Raw genomic sequence first — 16,615 nt, 5'->3', positions numbered from 1 at the left:
ATCAGGCCTCCCAATAGGAAACGTATTGCTAATGGGAATCCTTCGCATAAGGGCGGCGTGATAGTCTTTCGTTGAGGTCGCAGTGTCAACGTATGTTTTCCGGTTTTGCTGAATTGGCACACCCTCAAAGACGGAGCTTGAGAAGTTGCTTCCTCATCGCGCATGGCGGCGAGATAGTCGGATCGGCTGCAGCCTATCCCCAACGTTTTTGTCGCCTTGGCGGTAGCGAGGATGTCGGAGTTCTTGCAATGCAGGCAGGAATACAAGCGCAATGGCTACGGATTTGGCCCACTTTCATTCTGGGATTTCTGCGCAGCCCCGAGTTTTTTACTTGTAGCTTGAAACAACATTAGCGCTTCAAACGATCCCACTGGTGCATCACAAATAGCCCGGCACTTGCCAGCCAAGCCATCCATGCGAGGGTGACCTGCCAATGGCTGAACACGGCCAGCGCTTCGCCCATGAAAAACACAGTCGAAGTAAAGGAAAGCAGCAGCGCCATGCCCGCAAGTGGTACACGCAACACTGCGGACAACCAGCGCGTAACATCCCACTTGTTCAGCAGGGTGAGGCTACCCAGCAGCAATGAGATAGCAATCAGGATCAACGGAACGGCAATCAGAGCCATTGCCGGCTCTGCTTCTCCGCCATCCTCCCCAGGTACGTAGTAATTCGCAGACCAGATTTCGCGGCACATTAGTTGGGTGGCATAGATCACGGCAATTTGCGCGACAGGGAAGATCAATAGGCTGATTATGGGGTTGCGGGTATTCATGGGAATCACTTCCTTGTAGTCGGGCAATGTGTCATACCAAGCACTTCTCGGTCGTCAATCACACTGGGGATGAGCCCACGTACTTGACGCCGATCCAGCATACATGGGGACGGGGAGGAGGGGAGTACGCTTGTGGCGCCAGGCAGGTGGGTGGAGCTGTAGGCATGGGCTGTATGATGATTGCCGCATTATGCCAACAGCGACTATGCAAATGAACTCGGTCATGCGTGAGCGATCACATTCATTAGGTTTGATAGCACCTATGCGGTAGGCTAGCGCCACTTTTCAAACAACTGAGGGTCACCTATGTCTCGTTTGGCAGAATTCCGAAAACTGGAGCAAACCTTGGCTGCGCAGCTCGCGGAGCTTGAGGCCATGAAAGGTAGTTCTGAACTGCAAAAAGAAATCGAGTTCGAGACTAAATTGCGAGACCTGCTGACCAAGTACGGCTTCAGCCTCCGAGATATCATCAACATCCTTGACCCGCAGGCAAGCCGACGCGCCGCCGCTCCTGGAGTCGCAGAAAAAGCTCCGCGTCGCGCTCGCCAGGTGAAGCAGTACAAGAATCCGCACAACGGCGAGATCATCGAGACCAAGGGCGGTAATCATAAACTGCTGAAGGAATGGAAAGCCGAGTACGGCTCCGATGAAGTTGAGAGCTGGCTCTCGGCATAATCTGCCGTTTGTTCCCCACCCGGGCGCGGTGCGGCAGGCTGACCATGCCTGGGTGGGCGGTTTGAAGGTGCAAGCGCGCTTCTGAGTGCAGCAGCAACATCATTCGCGTTTAACCACAGTCGCACCCAGAGAGCCGCCTGGATCCCAACTCTGTAAAAGCTTCTGCTTCGCTTAGCCGTTATCAAGGAAGCAAGCGGAGCGCGCTGGCTCCATACGGGCTGGAAGCGTGGAGATGAAAAACATTCTGCAGTAAGGCGTTCTCGCGCGTAGTGACAGTGGTGGGAGGCGCTGGCGACAGGTGCCTGGACGCCTCGCGCTGCTCATTAGTTGTCGTTAGGTGGGAAGTCGATGTCCGTCATGGCCACATTGTTGAGGTAGTTGGTCAGCGTCAGCAGGGAGACTTGGGCGATGACATCGACGATTTTCACGTCATCCAGCCCTGCTTCCCGCGCCGCCGCCAGCTGCACCTCGCTGACCTGGCCTCGGCTTAGCGTCACCGCTCTGGCGAACGCAGCAACGCCATCGAGAGTGCCGGCACGAGCAGCCAGCAGCGCATCAGCATCCAAACCTGCTTTTTCGCCGAAGAAACTGTGGGCGGCGATGCAGTAGTCACAGCCATTCACCGCTGATGCAGCCAGCGCCGCCACTTCACGCTCGGCGGGGCTGAGGCTGTTCCTGTTCAGAGCTTGCGACAGCGCAAGGTAGCCACCGAGGGCTGCCGGCGAATGGGCGAGGGTGGCGAACGCGTTCGGGATAAAGCCCAGACTTTTCTCGACACCCTGCAGGGCGCTACGCGCTGCTGCAGGCGCCTGATCGAGGGTGAGTGCATTTATGCGAGTCATGATTCCGTTTCCTGTACTGGTGATCACTTGGCGTTGTAACGCGGGGCAAGCTGGTTACTGGACAACTGGCTGAACAATGCTTGCCGGCTGGCTTCGTAGTGATGGAAAGCGTGCAAGTCATGCAGCGACGGGATGGAGAGCAGCACATCGTTGTCGAAATCCTGCAGAGCACCGTCGACCAGATCATGAGCGGACATGACGATGCCGGGATCGAGGTTCTCGACAGGCAGGCCGCCGATCTGCCAGAAGTCGGTCGCAGTGGCTCCTGGCAGAACCGCCTGGATCTTGATGCCTTTGTCTGCAAGCTCCTTGTGCAGGGATTGGCTGAAGGCGGTCACGTAGGCCTTGCTGCCACCGTAGACACCATTGAGCAGCTCTGGCGCAAGGCCTGCAATGGACGAGATGTTGATGATGGCGCCTTGCTGGCGGGCGATGAAGCCTGGAACGGCAGCGTAGGTCAGGCGGGTCAAGGCGGTGATGTTGAGGCTGATCATTTCGGCCATGCGTTCGACGTCACTTTCCATCAGGCTTGTGTGAGTGCCGATACCCGCATTGTTCACCAGCAGGCTTATGCTGGCGTCCTCACGAAGTTTGCGTTCTACGTTAACCAGGTCAGCTGCGTTGGAAAGGTCTGCCGGAAAAACTTCCACGTTTCGCTGGGTCTCGGTGGTAATACGGCTGGCCAGGGCGTTGAGACGCTCCCGGTTGCGAGCCACCAGTACGAGGTCGTAGCCACGGCGGGCCAAACGCTCTGCGTATATCGAGCCGATCCCGGTGGAAGCGCCGGTGATGAGCGCGGTGCCTTTGGATTGCTGCGTCATGGTCATGCTCCGTTGTTTGGTGTGAAGCCATGATGCAGAAGGTCGCTTTCGTCTTAAATGACGCATAAGATACGTTTTTAGGACATCGCTCAAGGAGTCATTCGATGCACCGGGTCGGCTATCTGATAACCGAAGGTTTCCAGGTCATGTCTTTGGCCACGCAAGCGGTCTTCGAATTTGCCAACATCGTTGCCGGTGAAATGGCCTATAAGATCCAGAATTTTTCCATCGAGGGTGGGACTGTGCGCTCCTCACTTGGGATGTACATGGACACGCTGCCCTTGGGCGCTCCGGGTTTGGCGGATACCTGGATGGTTACTGGGACGTTGACGCCGCTGACGCCGCCGAGTGAAGAGGTACTTGCCAGTGTGCGAGGTTTTGTCGACGGTGCGCGGCGCACTGCAGGCCTGTGCACAGGCTGCTTCGTGTTGGCGCAGGCAGGCGTCCTGGACAATCGGCGGGCAACGACACATTGGGCCTATGCCAACAAGCTTCGTGAGCTGCATCCGAAAATCGAAGTCGAAGAAGACCGGATCTACATCGTGGATGGGCCGATATGGACATCTGCGGGTATGACTGCCGCTCTGGATATGGCATTGGGGATGGTAGAAAAGGATCACGGCACTGAGCTGGCTCGGTCGGTGGCGCGAAAACTGGTCATGCATCAGCGCCGCTCCGGTGGGCAGTCCCAGCATTCCGAACTGCTGACGCTTTCCCCGAAGTCTGACCGCATCCAGAGCGCCTTGGATTACGCACGCAAGCATCTTGGCCGGCCACTCAGCGTTGAGGAGCTTGCTGAGGTAGCGCATTTGAGCCCCAGGCAGTTCACCCGAGTTTTTACCGCAGAAACCGGACAATCACCGGCGAAGGCCGTGGAAAGCCTGCGTCTGGAAGCTGCCCGGTTGATGATCGAGCAGAGTCGGCACAGCTTGGATGTAGTGGCCAGAGAAACGGGTTTCAGGGACCGCCGGCACATGCGAGAAGTGTTCATTCGTGGGCTTGGCGTTCCGCCTCAGGTAGTACGTAGGGATGCCAGGCGAGTGGTAACCGGATGAGGGAGGAGGGGCCACCGGGGTGGCCCCTCAGGTCGCACTAAGCCGAAATGAAAGCAGCGATGTGATTGGCAGCCGCCTCAGGGTACTGCATGTGAGGCCCGTGGCCGGCGCGAGGAAAGCTCACGAGCGTCAGCGTCGGAAGCTGACTGCTCAGGGCATAGCCTCGACCGGGAAGACGGGGTTCTTGGGCCCGTCCCCGAGCTGCTGAGCTGCCCACTCGACAGGGACTTGGGGGCCGCGATTTCCCTCACGTAAAGCGAGTCGTGCCCAGGCCCTCTCGGCTGTTGCACGACTGTTCTTCGACGCTGGCTCGAAAAACAGGTTTACGAAATCCTCGAAGTCATTGTCTCGACGAGCCATCTCGTAGAACAAGGTTTCACCAGGCTTGACCAGCTGACCGGGTGGCGTCGTACCAATCAGTACGGCATGGCTTAGCAATTGTGGCGCCTGCGCCAGTACCACCTGAGCGGCGATTCCCCCGAGTGACCACCCACCAATCACAACTTTACCGAGCTCCAGCGCCTGGATTAGCTCTACAGCGTCCTTGGCCAGTGCTCCCGGATTGTAGCTAGGTGTACCACTTGATTGGCCCAGACCGCTGTAGTCAAAGATCGTCACCTGAAAACCGCGGCCAGCCAGTTTATCCAAGAACAGCGGATCCCAGTCGTCCATGGTGCCGCGATAGCGCACGAGCAGTTCCACCAACAACGGCGAGATCGCCCGGCAATGGTGCCTGGATGGTCGGGGGATATTGCTGCGTTCTATGTGGGACATCAAAGATGACTTGCAGTCTGGGCCGTGCACACATCGCCGTTGCTCAATTCGGCGAAGGTGAAAGTGACGGTGGAGTTCCTTAGTCGATACTTTCGAGCGCGCGCTTAGCGTGATGGTTTTCAGGATTTTGAAGGCGATTCTCGCTGAAAAAAATATCGCGACGTCCGTTTTTATTATCATCCCCATTCACAATTTTGCGGCGGTAGGGTGGTTGTATCTATCGTGGCGGGTTGACCTTCCAGTCACCCACTGCGGCCATCTCGCCAGCAATGCCTGCATCCACCCTCAACAAGCAGCCCGAGTCAGGCGCGCTGCCGAGCATTTCGAGGTTCAGCGATTGTCGTGCACTGGTGATATACAAGCTGCGACCGTCTTCGCCACCGAAGCACAGGTCGGTGGGTGAGGGCACTGGCAAGCCGATCATGCGGTCCAGATTACCGTCGGCATCGAAACGGGCGAGGCTCCATCCGTCGCGCTGAGTGGTCCAGACACCGCCTTCGGCATCGAGAGCGAGCCCACTGAAGCTGCCTCCCCCAGGTGGCAGGGACGCGAGCCTGCGAATGAGGTTACTGCCTGGCTGCATGAACAGGATATTGCCGACGCTCGACGCGATGGCGTAAACCGCAGACCCCTTGGCATCCCATCGAAAGCTGGTGATCAGCTCGTTGACGCTCCACCCGTTGCGCAGTTCGCCTTCGGCGCTCAGCTCACCGATCACGCAACCCCCCGGTGTTTTCGCACAGGCCCACAATGCCCCCGAAGGGTGGGTAGCCAGCGCCAGCAGACGGCTACCAAGCACATCCTGGACAGGGTGCTCCACACCCTCCCAATCGAACAGCGACCAGCCGCCGGTCTGCGCCACCAGAAGCCCATCGGCGCAGAGCTCCATTGCCGTGATAGGCAGATCAAGACGCATCAGCAACTGGCTGCGTTTGCCATCCCAGTAATGGATCGCCGGCGCCAAGGTATCTGCCCAGTACAGCCTGTTTCGGGTGGGGCACCAGCGCGCAAAGGCACCATGGAATGCCCAGGGGCCCGGGAGCACCACCGTTGCACTGTCGGGGCGTGCCGGGGGCGTGGCGCGTAGCTGCTCGCCCACGCGCCTTGCGGCTTCGGCAAGCTCCGGGCCGAGCAGACCAAGCCGCTCCAATGTCAGGCGGTAGGCTGGCCCTGCAACGCTCAAGGCGCCGCGCACAACGCCCTGCTTGTCGATGATGGGCGCTGCGACGCAGCGCACGCCCAATCGGATTTCCTCATCGTCCAACGCATAGCCGCGGGCTTTGGTGATCTGCAGCTCGGCCAACAACCGACGTCGATCGGTGATGGTCAGCGGGGTCAAAGGCGTCAGCACGACCCCCTTGAGGATTTCGTCCCTGGCGGCTGGCGGCAGCGCAGAGAGAATGGCCTTCCCCTGACCTGTACAGTAAACAGGTTTGCCCTGACCCAGGCTGGCAGAGGAGCGCGTGGTATGTGCGCCATCGCAACGCTCGAGTGACAACACTTGGTCACCGTCCAGTACGGCCAGGTACGCGGTTTCACCCGTCAGGTCGCGCAGCGAGCGCAACTCGCTGCTGGCGGTCGCGACCAGGTCTGGCTCCATATAGGCGTTGCGCACCATCTCCAGGTATTTGAAACCGAGGCGATAGACCTTGCGGGTCGGGTCGCGGCGAATCATGCCTCGCTCGACGAGGGTCGCGAGAATTCGATACAGCGTCGTGCGCGGTAATTGCACTTGCTCAGCCAGCTGCGTCTGGCTGATTCCCGTAGCCATCGCGCCGACTGCCTGCAGCACATCCAGCGCCTTTTCCAGTGCGGCGGTACCTTCACCTGTTTTCATCTGAAATTCCCATCTGTTGGAACGCAGCATTGCCTGAGCGAATTCTGCCTCTTTCTCTCGGTTTTTTCCGCCATAGAATCGATCACAGAAGGGCCGCCATGGCATGCATTCCCAGTATATGGGAACTGCCGGGGGCACGAGTTGAATCAAAACGCCTGGAGAATCCATAACAATGACCGTCATCCACAACTATTCCGACGCCCATGAAAGCGTCTCCGGCAAGCAGGTCAAGGTCAGTGATGAGGTGTTGGCCAAGCTCGCCACCTGCAGCAGCGGCTCGCTGACCACTCAGCTTTTCAAACGCGGCTTTCGTCAGCCTGCCCTGGTCGGCCTGCGTGCCATGACACGTGACGTGAAACCGTTCGCCGGGCGTGCCTTCACCATGCGGTTCATCCCGGCGCGTGAAGATATCGACACTTATTCCACCATGACCACCAAGCCCAACGATGACAACCTGCAATGGGTAGGTGTGGAGCAGATCAAGCCGGGTGATGTGCTGGTTATCGATAGCCGCAACGACCCCGCTGCCGCCTCTGCCGGGAATATTCTGGTGACCCGCCTGCTGGCACGTGGCGCCAAGGCAATCGTCACTGACGGCGCACTGCGCGACGGCAGTGAAATTGCTGCCATGAGCCTGCCGGCTTACGCTCGCGAGATCACCGCGACCACCCGAATTTCCTATCACCACGTAGCTGACCTGCAGGTGCCAATCGGCTGCGCCGGTGTCGCGGTCTACCCAGGCGACATCATCGTCGGTGACGCTGATGGCTTGACCATCGTGCCCGCACACCTGGCCGAGGAGCTGGCTGAAGTGTGCAGCGTACAGGACGACATCGAGAACTACCTGGCCATGCGCATCGCTTCTGGCGAAGCCCTGTGGGGCGTATATCCGCCAAGCCCTGCATCGGTCAGCGATTATCACGCCTGGGTTGCTGCAGGTCGCCCGGCAATTGCGTCCATCATCGACAAGAAGGACTGAGTCATGGCCGAACATAAATACGCCCAGCTCATCCGCCGCTACTTCGATGCCTGCAACGAAGCCGATTACGAAAAGCTGGTGTCCTGCTTCACCCCTGACGCCGTTCATTACTTCCCGGCCGGCTTGCCGGAGATTCCATGGCGCAGCGCCGACACCATTGCGCGCAAGTGGGTCTGGTGTGTGGAGAACCTGGGCTCGCAGTGGACCATCGAGAAAATCCTTGTCAGCCATGACAGCCATGAGGCCGTGATCGAGTGGACGCACTGGAAGGCCAAGCTGGGAACCGCGCTGCGCGGCGATGAATGGTACGTCTTCGATGAGCAAAGCGGGCTGATCAAAGAGATCCGTGCGTACTACGCATCCCCGGCTGACAAAGAGGTGGCGATCAACGAACTGGTCGATTTCGACTACCAGGGTCGCGGCTACAACCTTGCCGCCAAAGCGCGCTGAAGGAGAGCAGTATGACTAAGCTACAAGACCAGGCATTCAGCAACATCGACAAGGTGGTAGCCAAGGCCGTCGCCGCTGCAGACTGCTGGGCCGAATCCGCGCCAGGCGTACGGGCAGCCCTGCTGCGCGGTTTGGCAGACGCACTGGAGCAGCAACAACCTGAACTGGTAGCGATCGCCGACCGTGAAAGTGGTTTGGGCGAAGCCCGCCTGAACGGTGAAGTTGCCCGTACTGCGTTCCAGCTGCGCGGTTTTGCCACTGAAGTTGAAGCACATGTTCCGTACCAGCAGGTAAAAGACGATGCGGTGGCCGGTGCGCCTCCTGCTGGCCGCCCTCGCCTGGCCCGCGTGCAGCGTGCTCTGGGCCCTGTTGCAATGTTTTCGGCGAGCAACTTCCCGTTTGCTTTCTCGGTGCTGGGTGGCGATACCGCTTCGGCGCTGGCGGCGGGCTGCCCTGTGGTGGTCAAGGCCCACTCGGGTCACCCGGAGCTCTCCACTGCCGTGTTCGAGCTGGCCGCTCGGGTTGTACGTGAGCAAGGGTTGCCAGAGGGCGTCCTGACGCTGGTGGAAAGTGCCTCCCGTGCAGGCGGCACTTACCTGGTACAGCATCCCGGCATTGCCGCAGTTGCCTTCACCGGTTCCTACCAAGGTGGCAAGGCCCTGTGGCAAGCCGCTAACGAGCGCCCGCGTCCGGTGCCTTTCTTCGGTGAGCTGGGGTCGATCAACCCGCTGATCGCCTTGCCGTCAGCACTGGCGCGAGACAGCGAAGGCCTGGCCAAGACCCTGGCCGGCTCGATCACCTTGGGTTGCGGCCAGTTCTGCACCAGCCCCGGCGTGATCGTCTTGCTGGATTCGCCGCACAGCCAGCAGTTTGTCGCGCAGCTCGCCGAGGCGATCAAGCCCTTCGCTACCCACCGCATGCTCACGGCGGGTATGCAGAAAGGGTTCGAGTCCGCGGCCAACGTTGTCGCCGAGCATGCCCAGGCCTTGTTCGAGCCCGCGCCTGACAGCGCAGGCCCGGCGCCACGGCTGTTCGCTACCGATGCCGCGTCATTCATTGCCAACGCGCACCTGCGTGAAGAAATGTTCGGCCCTGCTGCACTGGTGGTGACCGCCGACTCCATCGAGCAGGTGGTTGCGCTGCTTGATGCGGTGGGCGGCACGCTCACCACAACCCTGTGGGGCGCCGACGATGTCAGCGAGGATAACCGCAAGCTGGTGCGTGCTGCGCAGCGCGTATCAGGGCGCGTGCTGTTCGCGGGTGTGCCAACTGGCGTAGCGGTGTGTCACGCGCAGCAGCACGGCGGCCCATGGCCGTCGTCCACCGCGCCGCAGACGACCTCGGTGGGGTATGCCGCGCTCGAGCGCTTCCTGCGCCCAGTTGCGTTGCAGGATGCACCTGCCTGGGTGCTGGGCTGAGCGGAGGGCAGTGCGATGATGCGACATATCGTGATGTTCCGGCGCCTGGCCAACGTTACCCCGGAGCCGGTAGTGGAAGCGCGGCTGGTTGAGCGGATGCGCAACCTGGATAAGGAAATCGACTTTATCCGCGACTGGCACGTCGCGGCCAACGAATTGGATCGTCCGATCTGCTGGGATTACATCCTCGAGTCCAGTTTCGACGACGCGGCTGCAGTGGAGCGATACCTGCCACACCCTGCACACCAGTCGCTTGTAAGTGAGTTGAAACAGTACTTTGAGTGGGTAGCGGTCGACTACAGCATCTAGCGGTGCATGCGGCGCGCGCCCCTCATCGGTTCGCGCGCCATAACAACAAGATCCTGTGTTAATAGGCACAGGACGGAGATGCCCATGAACAAGAAAAAGAACTACCGTTGGACGATCTTGACGATGTTGTTCCTCGCCATGATCATCAACTATGTCGATCGCGCTGCCCTGTCGATCGCCATGCCCTTCATCACCCAGGAATACCACCTCACGCCTTCTGAAAAAGGCATGATTTTTAGCAGTTTCTTCTTTGGCTATGCCTTGTTCTGCTTCGTCGGCGGTTACCTGGCCGACCGCTTCGGGCCCAAGCGGGTGCTGACCTGGTCGATGAGCTTCTGGTCCGTCTTGTGCGGCTCGACCGCCCTGGCTTTCAACTTTTGGTCGCTGCTGATCGTTCGCGCGCTGTTCGGCGTGGGTGAGGGCCCGGTGTCGACCACTGCCAACAAGACCGTCAATAGCTGGTTCCCCATCAAAGAGCGCGCCCGTGCCATTGGCATCAATCAGGCGGGTGGCCCGCTCGGCGGTGCGTTGGCCGGGCCAATTGTCGGCTTTCTGGCCCTTTGGCTGGGCTGGCGCGTTGCATTTGTCGTAATCGCTGTGGTCGGTGTGCTGTGGGCGTTCGCGTGGTTCCGCCTGGCAACTTCGACCCCCAAGGAGCATCCACGCGTTTCGGCTGAAGAATTGGCCGAAATCAACGAGGGGCGCGAAACCCCTGTTACCGCTGCTCAGGATGCGCCGCGTACACCGGTGCTGCAGATCATCCTGCAACGCTCGGTACTGGTCACTGGCATCTCGCTGTTCTGTTACAACTACATCTTGTATTTCTTCATGACCTGGTTCCCGTCTTACCTGATCGATGCCAAGGGCATCAACCTGAAGGAAATGAGCATCGTCACGGCACTGCCTTGGTTGGTCGGCACCGTAGGTTTTGTATGCGGCGGTTTGTTGATCGACTGGGTGTTCAAGCGCACAGGCAAGCAGCTGTTTTCGCGAAAGGTCGTGCTGGTGACGTGTCTGTTGATTGCCGCAGTGTGCATTGGCCTGACTGGCCAGGTGCAATCGGTGACCACCACGGTCGTGGTAATGACGGTCGCTATCGGCTTCCTGATGCTGACGGCACCGGCTTACTGGTCGTTGATCCAGGACGCGGTACCGGATCATCAGGTGGGTACTGCAGGCGGCTTCATGCACGGCCTGGCTAACCTCTCCGGCATCGTCGCGCCCACGGTCACCGGCATGATCATCCAGTCGACCGGTACCTACGCCAGTGGTTTTGCGCTTGCAGGTGGACTGGGCATCCTGGGCGCGGTGATCGTTGCATTTTTCGTTGGCCAGAAGCCTGCGAACCAGACCGCAGCAGTGGCGGCGGCTTGAACCTCGACACCCGGCCTCAGGCCGGGCTGTAAATTGAACGGCCAGCCAAGTGCCGGCAATCGATACGAATTTGGGAATTTGCCATGCCTACGCTTCTTGTCACCGGCGCCGCCGGTATCGTCGGAACCGCCCTGCGGCCTTTTCTCCGTCAGCGTTATGATCTGCGCCTGTTCGACCGCAAGCCTGTCGAACATCTGAGTGAGGGTGAAACAGCGTTGGTCGGCGACCTCACTGACCCTGCGTGCGTGCAACGCGCGGTAGAAGGCGTCGACGGCATCCTGCACCTGGCCTGCGCGCATGGTACCGATATTCAGTTCCAGGCGACGGTCGAACCCAATTACCACGCTACCCTCTACCTGCTCGAAGCGGCGCAGCGCCATGGCGTCAAGCGCTTCGTCTTCGCCAGCAGCCACCACGTGCTGGGGCAGTACCGCAGTGACGTTGCACAAAGCTTCGACGACATGCCGGTTGCCCCTGACAGCTACTATGCGCTCAGCAAAGTCTTTGGCGAGGCAGCGTGCGCCACGTTCTCGCAGCGTAGCGAGCTGGCCACGTTCATTATTCGTATCGGCAATGCCGACCCCAAGGTGTCGGATGCCCGCCGCCTGCGCATGTGGACGAGCGCCCGAGACCTGGCGCAACTGACACTGATCGGGCTTGAGCATCCGGATGTGCGCCAAGAGATCGTCTACGGCGTTTCGGAAAGCTCCAACCCGCTGTTCCACAACCGCCGCGCGCGCGCGTTGGGTTATGCGCCGCAAGATACCGCTGACCACAACCTGGCCGAGAACTACTTGCCGTACGAGGCGATGGCGGCGGTTGGCTCGGGCCGTGACCATGTGGGCGGAGCGTATGCCGGTGTGCCCCTCGCCAGCGTGCTGGAGGCCGTATGAAGATCGTCAGAATCGATACCCACATCGTCGAAATCCCGTTCAACGATGGCGGCAAAGGGCAAGGCATAACGCCCACCACCTGGAACACCCTGGAAAACGTGTTGATCCGCCTTGAGGATGAGCATGGCAATGTCGGCTGGGGCGAAGCCTTTGGCTATTTCGTTGCCGATGCCACCAAGGCGTTGATCGATCGTCTGATTGCGCCGTTGCTGCTCAATCGCGAAATTTCCGATATCGCGGCATGGAACCGCGAGATTCAGCTGCGCCTGCACCTCTTCGGTCGTTATGGCGTAACGATGTTCGCCATTTCCGGGGTCGATATCGGTTTGTGGGACCTCGCTGCCCGTCGCCAGGGTATCCCGTTGCACCGCTTGCTTGGCAACGCCACGCGAGAGCAGATTCCCGCCTACGCCAGCATGGTGCGCTACGCGGACAACGAGGTGGCGCCGGGCATTTGTGAAAAGGCGCTGCAAATGGGGTTCAGCGATATCAAGCTGCATGAAGTCACCCTGGATGAAATCGCCTCGTGTCGCCGTGCGATCGGCGACCAGGTACCGCTGGCCACCGATGTGAATTGCTCGTGGAGCGTGGAGAACACCCGCGAATGGCTGCCTGCGCTGCGCGACATGAAGCTTGCCTGGCTGGAGGAACCCATCTTCCCGCCGGAAGATTTCGCAACGCTTGCGAGCCTGCGTGGGCAAGGGGTGCCGCTGTCGGCGGGGGAGAACTGGTGCACAGCATTGCAATTCGAACAGGCGTTGGTCAGCGGCGCTGTCGACTCGATTCAACCCAGCGTGACCAAGGTCGGGGGTATCTCCGAATGCTTGCGTATCGCCGAGGCCGCTAGCCAGCACAAGGCCGTCGTCCTGCCCCATTGCCCGTATTTCGGGCCAGGCCTGATCGCTACGCTGCACCTAGCAGCGGTTCAACCGACGGTACCGCAGGTCGAGTACCTGTTCGTTGAGCCGGCCGGCTGGCTCTACCCGATAGAGGCGCTGCGCCAGGGCAATCAGTTGCACATCCCACAAGGTGCAGGCCTGGGGGTGGACATCGACACCGCTGTCATCGAGCGTTTCCGCCGGAGCTGATCGCTCACCGCCTCACTTAATGCGTTGGCACAGCTGCTACGACCCAGCGGTGTGGGCTGGCTGTGCCTGGAATTCTGATCGAGGAGGCTTTATGCAAGCCATTGAACTGAGCAATGCCGTCTGGTCCCTTCGGTTGCTCCCTGGGTGGGGAGGGCGCGTCGCCGCGCTCAAGGCCGAAGGACTGGATATCTTGCTGCCGGTCAGCAGTACCGTGTTCAACCCATTGGACTGGCCCCGGGCGGGCGCGTATCCGCTGATGCCATACTGCAACCGCCTGAAAGACGCGCGCTTGTCCTTTGCCGGGCAGACTTACCAGCTACCCGCCCACCCTGCGGCACAGCCTCATACGCTTCACGGTATCAGCCATACCCAAGCCTGGGAGGTGGTCAGCGCGGATCAGCAGCAGGTGCTTATCGCTTGCACTTATCAAGGCCCACACTGGCCCTGGATGTTTCGTGCCGAGCAACGGTTCACGCTTGAAGGCAATTGCCTGCGCATTACCCTGGCGCTGGTAAACCTGGGTGACACCGACATGCCCGCAGGTTTTGGGCTGCATCCGTACTTCCAGCGCCACCCCGGCATGCGCGCTCGCTACAGCCGCGGGCGTGAGTGGCTGATCGACGATCAATACCTGGCCACTGGTGAGTTTGTCGACGCAGTCGGCGGCATCACGCTGCAGGCCGATGACCCGGCTGCTGTGGCCCATTACCAGTCCCGCTGGGACGGCAAGCTGAACCTTGAGTATCGCGAAGGTCGTCTGGCGATCAGCGTATCCAGCCCGTTGTCGCATTTTGTCGCCTTTGCACCGGCGAACGCACCGTTCGTTTGCCTTGAACCGGTGTCGCACTTGGCAGATGCGTTCAACCGGGAGCGCTCGGAGTGGCGCGAAGTTGGAACGCACGTGCTTGAGCCCGGGGCGCGATTGACGGCCACCCTCGACTTCGAGTGGCACGGTCACTGAGTACTGGCTCCTGATTTAACCCCCCCCCACTGCACTGAGAATAAAAACAATGAAACACTCCTTGTATGGAGCGGGCTTCGCTCGCGCTGCAAAACCGTTGTCGCTGTTGATCGGCTTAAGTCCTTTTTGCGCGCAGGCTGCGTTACTGGAGGATGGCAAAGCTAATCTGACGTTCCGCAATTTCTACTACAACCATGATCTACGTGACTCGACGAAGCCTGCGCAGTCGAAACTCGAAGAATGGGCTCAGGGTTTTATCTTCAAAGGCGAATCCGGGTACACCGACACCACGATTGGTGTGGGCGTCGATGTATATGCGGGTCTTGGTCTGAAGCTCGACTCATCTCCCTCGCGCAGTGGCACTGCATTGCTGCCTGGGGCCTACAAGCGCGCGGGGGCACCGCGCAATGCTGACCCACGTTCGGCGGATGAATTTTCCGAAGCCACCGCGGCGTTGAAATTGAAGTACTCCAAAAGTGAGCTGAAGGTAGGTGGCCTGTTCCCCAGAATTCCCTTGGTCAGTTCGGGGGATGCGCGCCTGCTGCCGCAGTTTTTCGAAGGTGCCATGCTGGACATTCGCGAAATTGAGAACCTGGACATCGGCCTGGGGCAGATGCGTCAGGTTAACCAGCGAGAATTTGCCGGCAATCGCGATATACAGGTGGGCAACTACCTGAGCGTGACCAGCGACCGCTTCAACTACCTTGGGGGCACCTGGCGCATGACCCCACAGACCTCCGTGGGCGTCTGGGCGGGCCGGCTGGAGGATGTCTACGACCAGACGCTCTATACCGGCACGCATGCAGTGAAGGCGGGCGACTGGAACCTGTCAGGTACGCTCAACTACCTGGATTCCAGCGAATCCGGCAGCGAAAGGGCGGGCAAGCTGGACAGCCGTATGACGTCTGCGATGCTCAGCGCGAACCTCAGGGCCCAGACGTTCCGGATTGGCTACCAGTACAACGCGGGCGACAGCGCGCTGCCGTTCATTCACGACACGGATCTGCCGGGAGCCGCCAATGCCGTGCAGGTGCTGAGATTCGACCGTGCTCAAGAGCGCTCCTGGCAAGCCCGGTACGACCTGGACTTTGCCCCCCTTGGGGTGCCGGGGCTGAGTGCCTTCGCACGGTATGTACGCGGCGACAACTTCAAGGTGGCCGGAGAAGACGCCAGCGAGTGGGAGCGCAACATCGATGTGTCCTATGTGATTCAAAGCGGGCCACTCAAAAACGTGGCCCTACGCTGGCGGAACGTACAGCTGCAAGGCGATGCGACCGGGCGGCGCGACGAAAACCGCGTCATCATCGCCTACACCTTGCCGCTGTTCTGACCTGCCGCCTGCACCACCGACTTCTCGCGGGGACGGTGGATGCAATTTTTTGGAGCTTCGAACCGATGTCTGAACAGCTCAGCCCACACATGAGAGCCTACGTTGAACGTGCCCAGGCCTTCGCGCCGGCAGGGCAGGACCTGCCGGCGCGCAGGCGCGCGTTTCTCGCCGCCTGCCGTGCATGCACCGGTGCGGCACCAGCGCACTGGCGCATCGATGACCTTGAACATGAAGGCGTGCGCCTGCGCGTGTACAAGCCGCAGGCGGCTGCGCCACGCGGTGGATGGCCAACACTGCTGTACGTGCACGGCGGGGGCTGGGATCTGGGTAGCCTGGATACGCATGACTGGTTTGCCTTTGCCCTCGCTTCCCGCCTGCAAGCGGCAATCGTCGCGGTGGAGTATCGGCTTGCCCCAGAGCATCCGTATCCGGCGCCGCTGGACGATTGCCTGAAAGCCTGGCAAGGCTTACGCCAAGGGCGCCTGGCCGACGATCTGTGCACCGAACGGCTGATCGTCGCGGGCGACAGTGCTGGGGGGACGCTGGCTGCAGGGTTATGCATGGCACTGCGCAGGGACGGCGAGGCACAACCGTTGGGGCAGGTGCTCGTTTACCCGGTGCTCACAACCCGCACTGATTTACCTTCCATGTCAGAGCATGCCCAAGCACCTATGATGACTGTTGAAGGCTTGCAGAAATCCCTGGCCGGCTATTTACCTGATGACGCCAATCGGTTCGATGCATGCGCCATGCCCCTTGAGGCAGCCAATCATCAAGGACTGGCGCCGGCGTTTATCGGTGTCGCCGAAATTGACCCGCTGCGCGATCACGGTGTTGCCTATGCCAGCGCGTTAAGCAAGTGTGCCGTGCCCGTTCAGTTGGTGGTAGGACGGGGGATGATCCACTCATCCCTCAGGGCATTTGGCGACGACGAGGTCGAGGCGCTTTACGATCGAATGGCCAAATGGATGGCCGAACGGTTCGAATCACAGCCCTGAGTGCTGTGACCCGAATGGCCCCTCGTTCGCGCGGGG

At 60.2% G+C, this 16,615-nt stretch carries 17 protein-coding genes and 1 pseudogene; 13 read left to right on the top strand and 5 right to left on the bottom strand.

Annotated elements, in window-relative coordinates:
• Nucleotides 1-349 precede the first annotated feature (349 nt).
• On the bottom strand, nt 350-775 hold the full coding sequence (locus ABEH27_RS09730; RefSeq protein WP_346613371.1) for a hypothetical protein: 426 nt from the start codon (nt 773-775) through the stop codon (nt 350-352).
• 306 nt (nt 776-1,081) lie between these two features.
• Between ABEH27_RS09730 and ABEH27_RS09725 the strand changes: the two genes are divergently transcribed.
• Nucleotides 1,082-1,450: a histone-like nucleoid-structuring protein, MvaT/MvaU family gene (locus tag ABEH27_RS09725; RefSeq protein ID WP_346613370.1), complete on the top strand. Its 369-nt coding sequence runs from the start codon at nt 1,082-1,084 to the stop codon at nt 1,448-1,450.
• A 323-nt stretch (nt 1,451-1,773) separates the two neighbouring features.
• Here ABEH27_RS09725 and ABEH27_RS09720 read toward each other — a convergent pair whose 3' ends face one another.
• The gene (locus ABEH27_RS09720; protein ID WP_346613369.1) at nt 1,774-2,292 is read right to left on the bottom strand and encodes a peroxidase-related enzyme; all 519 of its coding nucleotides are present in this window, start codon (nt 2,290-2,292) and stop codon (nt 1,774-1,776) included.
• Nucleotides 2,293-2,315: 23 nt separating this feature from the next.
• On the bottom strand, nt 2,316-3,113 hold the full coding sequence (locus ABEH27_RS09715; RefSeq protein ID WP_346613368.1) for an SDR family oxidoreductase: 798 nt from the start codon (nt 3,111-3,113) through the stop codon (nt 2,316-2,318).
• A gap of 104 nt (nt 3,114-3,217) precedes the next feature.
• Here ABEH27_RS09715 and ABEH27_RS09710 point away from each other — a divergent pair, with 104 nt between their 5' ends.
• Nucleotides 3,218-4,168, top strand: coding sequence for a GlxA family transcriptional regulator (locus ABEH27_RS09710; RefSeq protein ID WP_346613367.1), 951 nt, complete (start codon nt 3,218-3,220; stop codon nt 4,166-4,168).
• Nucleotides 4,169-4,318: 150 nt separating this feature from the next.
• On the opposite strand, the gene ABEH27_RS09705 is transcribed toward ABEH27_RS09710, so the two are convergent.
• Nucleotides 4,319-4,840: an alpha/beta fold hydrolase gene (locus tag ABEH27_RS09705; RefSeq protein WP_346613482.1), complete on the bottom strand. Its 522-nt coding sequence runs from the start codon at nt 4,838-4,840 to the stop codon at nt 4,319-4,321.
• 19 nt (nt 4,841-4,859) lie between these two features.
• Here ABEH27_RS09705 and ABEH27_RS09700 point away from each other — a divergent pair.
• Nucleotides 4,860-5,050: pseudogene (locus tag ABEH27_RS09700) on the top strand (LysR family transcriptional regulator); the annotation flags it as partial.
• 109 nt (nt 5,051-5,159) lie between these two features.
• Here ABEH27_RS09700 and ABEH27_RS09695 read toward each other — a convergent pair.
• Nucleotides 5,160-6,962, bottom strand: a complete 1,803-nt coding sequence (locus ABEH27_RS09695) for an IclR family transcriptional regulator C-terminal domain-containing protein (protein ID WP_346613366.1) — start codon at nt 6,960-6,962, stop codon at nt 5,160-5,162.
• Between ABEH27_RS09695 and ABEH27_RS09690 the strand changes: the two genes are divergently transcribed.
• From ABEH27_RS09690 to ABEH27_RS09645, 10 genes are all read left to right on the top strand, one after another.
• Entirely contained in the window at nt 6,952-7,758 is an 807-nt protein-coding gene (locus ABEH27_RS09690) for a ribonuclease activity regulator RraA (RefSeq protein WP_346613365.1), read from the top strand. The two genes, ABEH27_RS09695 and ABEH27_RS09690, sit on opposite strands and share 11 nt — an antisense overlap.
• 3 nt (nt 7,759-7,761) lie before the next feature.
• Nucleotides 7,762-8,208 (top strand): nuclear transport factor 2 family protein, encoded by a 447-nt coding sequence (locus ABEH27_RS09685; RefSeq protein WP_063426073.1) that lies wholly within the window; start codon nt 7,762-7,764, stop codon nt 8,206-8,208.
• 11 nt (nt 8,209-8,219) lie between these two features.
• Complete coding sequence (locus ABEH27_RS09680) at nt 8,220-9,626, top strand: aldehyde dehydrogenase (NADP(+)) (RefSeq protein WP_346613364.1); 1,407 nt, start codon at nt 8,220-8,222, stop codon at nt 9,624-9,626.
• A gap of 15 nt (nt 9,627-9,641) precedes the next feature.
• The gene (locus ABEH27_RS09675; protein WP_063426077.1) at nt 9,642-9,935 is read left to right on the top strand and encodes a Dabb family protein; all 294 of its coding nucleotides are present in this window, start codon (nt 9,642-9,644) and stop codon (nt 9,933-9,935) included.
• Between the two features lie 84 nt (nt 9,936-10,019).
• The gene (locus ABEH27_RS09670; RefSeq protein WP_346613363.1) at nt 10,020-11,309 is read left to right on the top strand and encodes an MFS transporter; all 1,290 of its coding nucleotides are present in this window, start codon (nt 10,020-10,022) and stop codon (nt 11,307-11,309) included.
• 83 nt (nt 11,310-11,392) lie between these two features.
• Nucleotides 11,393-12,202, top strand: a complete 810-nt coding sequence (locus tag ABEH27_RS09665) for an NAD(P)-dependent oxidoreductase (protein WP_063426081.1) — start codon at nt 11,393-11,395, stop codon at nt 12,200-12,202.
• A complete protein-coding gene (locus ABEH27_RS09660; protein WP_346613362.1) occupies nt 12,199-13,290 on the top strand; it encodes a mandelate racemase/muconate lactonizing enzyme family protein in 1,092 nt (363 codons plus the stop codon). Before ABEH27_RS09665 ends, ABEH27_RS09660 begins: the two co-directional genes overlap by 4 nt.
• 91 nt (nt 13,291-13,381) lie before the next feature.
• Nucleotides 13,382-14,251 carry an aldose 1-epimerase gene (locus ABEH27_RS09655; protein WP_346613361.1) on the top strand — a complete coding sequence of 290 codons (870 nt, stop codon included), beginning with the start codon at nt 13,382-13,384 and terminating at the stop codon, nt 14,249-14,251.
• 49 nt (nt 14,252-14,300) lie between these two features.
• Nucleotides 14,301-15,581, top strand: coding sequence for an OprD family porin (locus ABEH27_RS09650; protein WP_346613360.1), 1,281 nt, complete (start codon nt 14,301-14,303; stop codon nt 15,579-15,581).
• Between the two features lie 65 nt (nt 15,582-15,646).
• Nucleotides 15,647-16,579, top strand: a complete 933-nt coding sequence (locus ABEH27_RS09645; protein ID WP_346613359.1) for an alpha/beta hydrolase — start codon at nt 15,647-15,649, stop codon at nt 16,577-16,579.
• The last annotated feature ends 36 nt before the right edge of the window (nt 16,580-16,615 follow it).

It is taken from the genome of Pseudomonas sp. P39-UII1, assembly GCF_039672635.1.
In the GTDB taxonomy this organism is placed as follows: domain Bacteria; phylum Pseudomonadota; class Gammaproteobacteria; order Pseudomonadales; family Pseudomonadaceae; genus Aquipseudomonas.
Note: the sequence above shows the minus strand (reverse complement) of the source record. Positions and strands in the feature narration are given on the sequence as shown.

What these genes read in the sequence shown, in the direction of transcription:
- ABEH27_RS09730 (WP_346613371.1), bottom strand. Translation starts at nt 775, where the DNA reads ATGAATACCCGCAACCCCATAATCAGCCTATTGATCTTCCCTGTCGCG.
- ABEH27_RS09725 (WP_346613370.1), top strand. Translation starts at nt 1,082, where the DNA reads ATGTCTCGTTTGGCAGAATTCCGAAAACTGGAGCAAACCTTGGCTGCG.
- ABEH27_RS09720 (WP_346613369.1), bottom strand. Translation starts at nt 2,292, where the DNA reads ATGACTCGCATAAATGCACTCACCCTCGATCAGGCGCCTGCAGCAGCG.
- ABEH27_RS09715 (WP_346613368.1), bottom strand. Translation starts at nt 3,113, where the DNA reads ATGACGCAGCAATCCAAAGGCACCGCGCTCATCACCGGCGCTTCCACC.
- ABEH27_RS09710 (WP_346613367.1), top strand. Translation starts at nt 3,218, where the DNA reads ATGCACCGGGTCGGCTATCTGATAACCGAAGGTTTCCAGGTCATGTCT.
- ABEH27_RS09705 (WP_346613482.1), bottom strand. Translation starts at nt 4,840, where the DNA reads ATGGACGACTGGGATCCGCTGTTCTTGGATAAACTGGCTGGCCGCGGT.
- ABEH27_RS09690 (WP_346613365.1), top strand. Translation starts at nt 6,952, where the DNA reads ATGACCGTCATCCACAACTATTCCGACGCCCATGAAAGCGTCTCCGGC.
- ABEH27_RS09695 (WP_346613366.1), bottom strand. Translation starts at nt 6,962, where the DNA reads ATGACGGTCATTGTTATGGATTCTCCAGGCGTTTTGATTCAACTCGTG.
- ABEH27_RS09685 (WP_063426073.1), top strand. Translation starts at nt 7,762, where the DNA reads ATGGCCGAACATAAATACGCCCAGCTCATCCGCCGCTACTTCGATGCC.
- ABEH27_RS09680 (WP_346613364.1), top strand. Translation starts at nt 8,220, where the DNA reads ATGACTAAGCTACAAGACCAGGCATTCAGCAACATCGACAAGGTGGTA.
- ABEH27_RS09675 (WP_063426077.1), top strand. Translation starts at nt 9,642, where the DNA reads ATGATGCGACATATCGTGATGTTCCGGCGCCTGGCCAACGTTACCCCG.
- ABEH27_RS09670 (WP_346613363.1), top strand. Translation starts at nt 10,020, where the DNA reads ATGAACAAGAAAAAGAACTACCGTTGGACGATCTTGACGATGTTGTTC.
- ABEH27_RS09665 (WP_063426081.1), top strand. Translation starts at nt 11,393, where the DNA reads ATGCCTACGCTTCTTGTCACCGGCGCCGCCGGTATCGTCGGAACCGCC.
- ABEH27_RS09660 (WP_346613362.1), top strand. Translation starts at nt 12,199, where the DNA reads ATGAAGATCGTCAGAATCGATACCCACATCGTCGAAATCCCGTTCAAC.
- ABEH27_RS09655 (WP_346613361.1), top strand. Translation starts at nt 13,382, where the DNA reads ATGCAAGCCATTGAACTGAGCAATGCCGTCTGGTCCCTTCGGTTGCTC.
- ABEH27_RS09650 (WP_346613360.1), top strand. Translation starts at nt 14,301, where the DNA reads ATGAAACACTCCTTGTATGGAGCGGGCTTCGCTCGCGCTGCAAAACCG.
- ABEH27_RS09645 (WP_346613359.1), top strand. Translation starts at nt 15,647, where the DNA reads ATGTCTGAACAGCTCAGCCCACACATGAGAGCCTACGTTGAACGTGCC.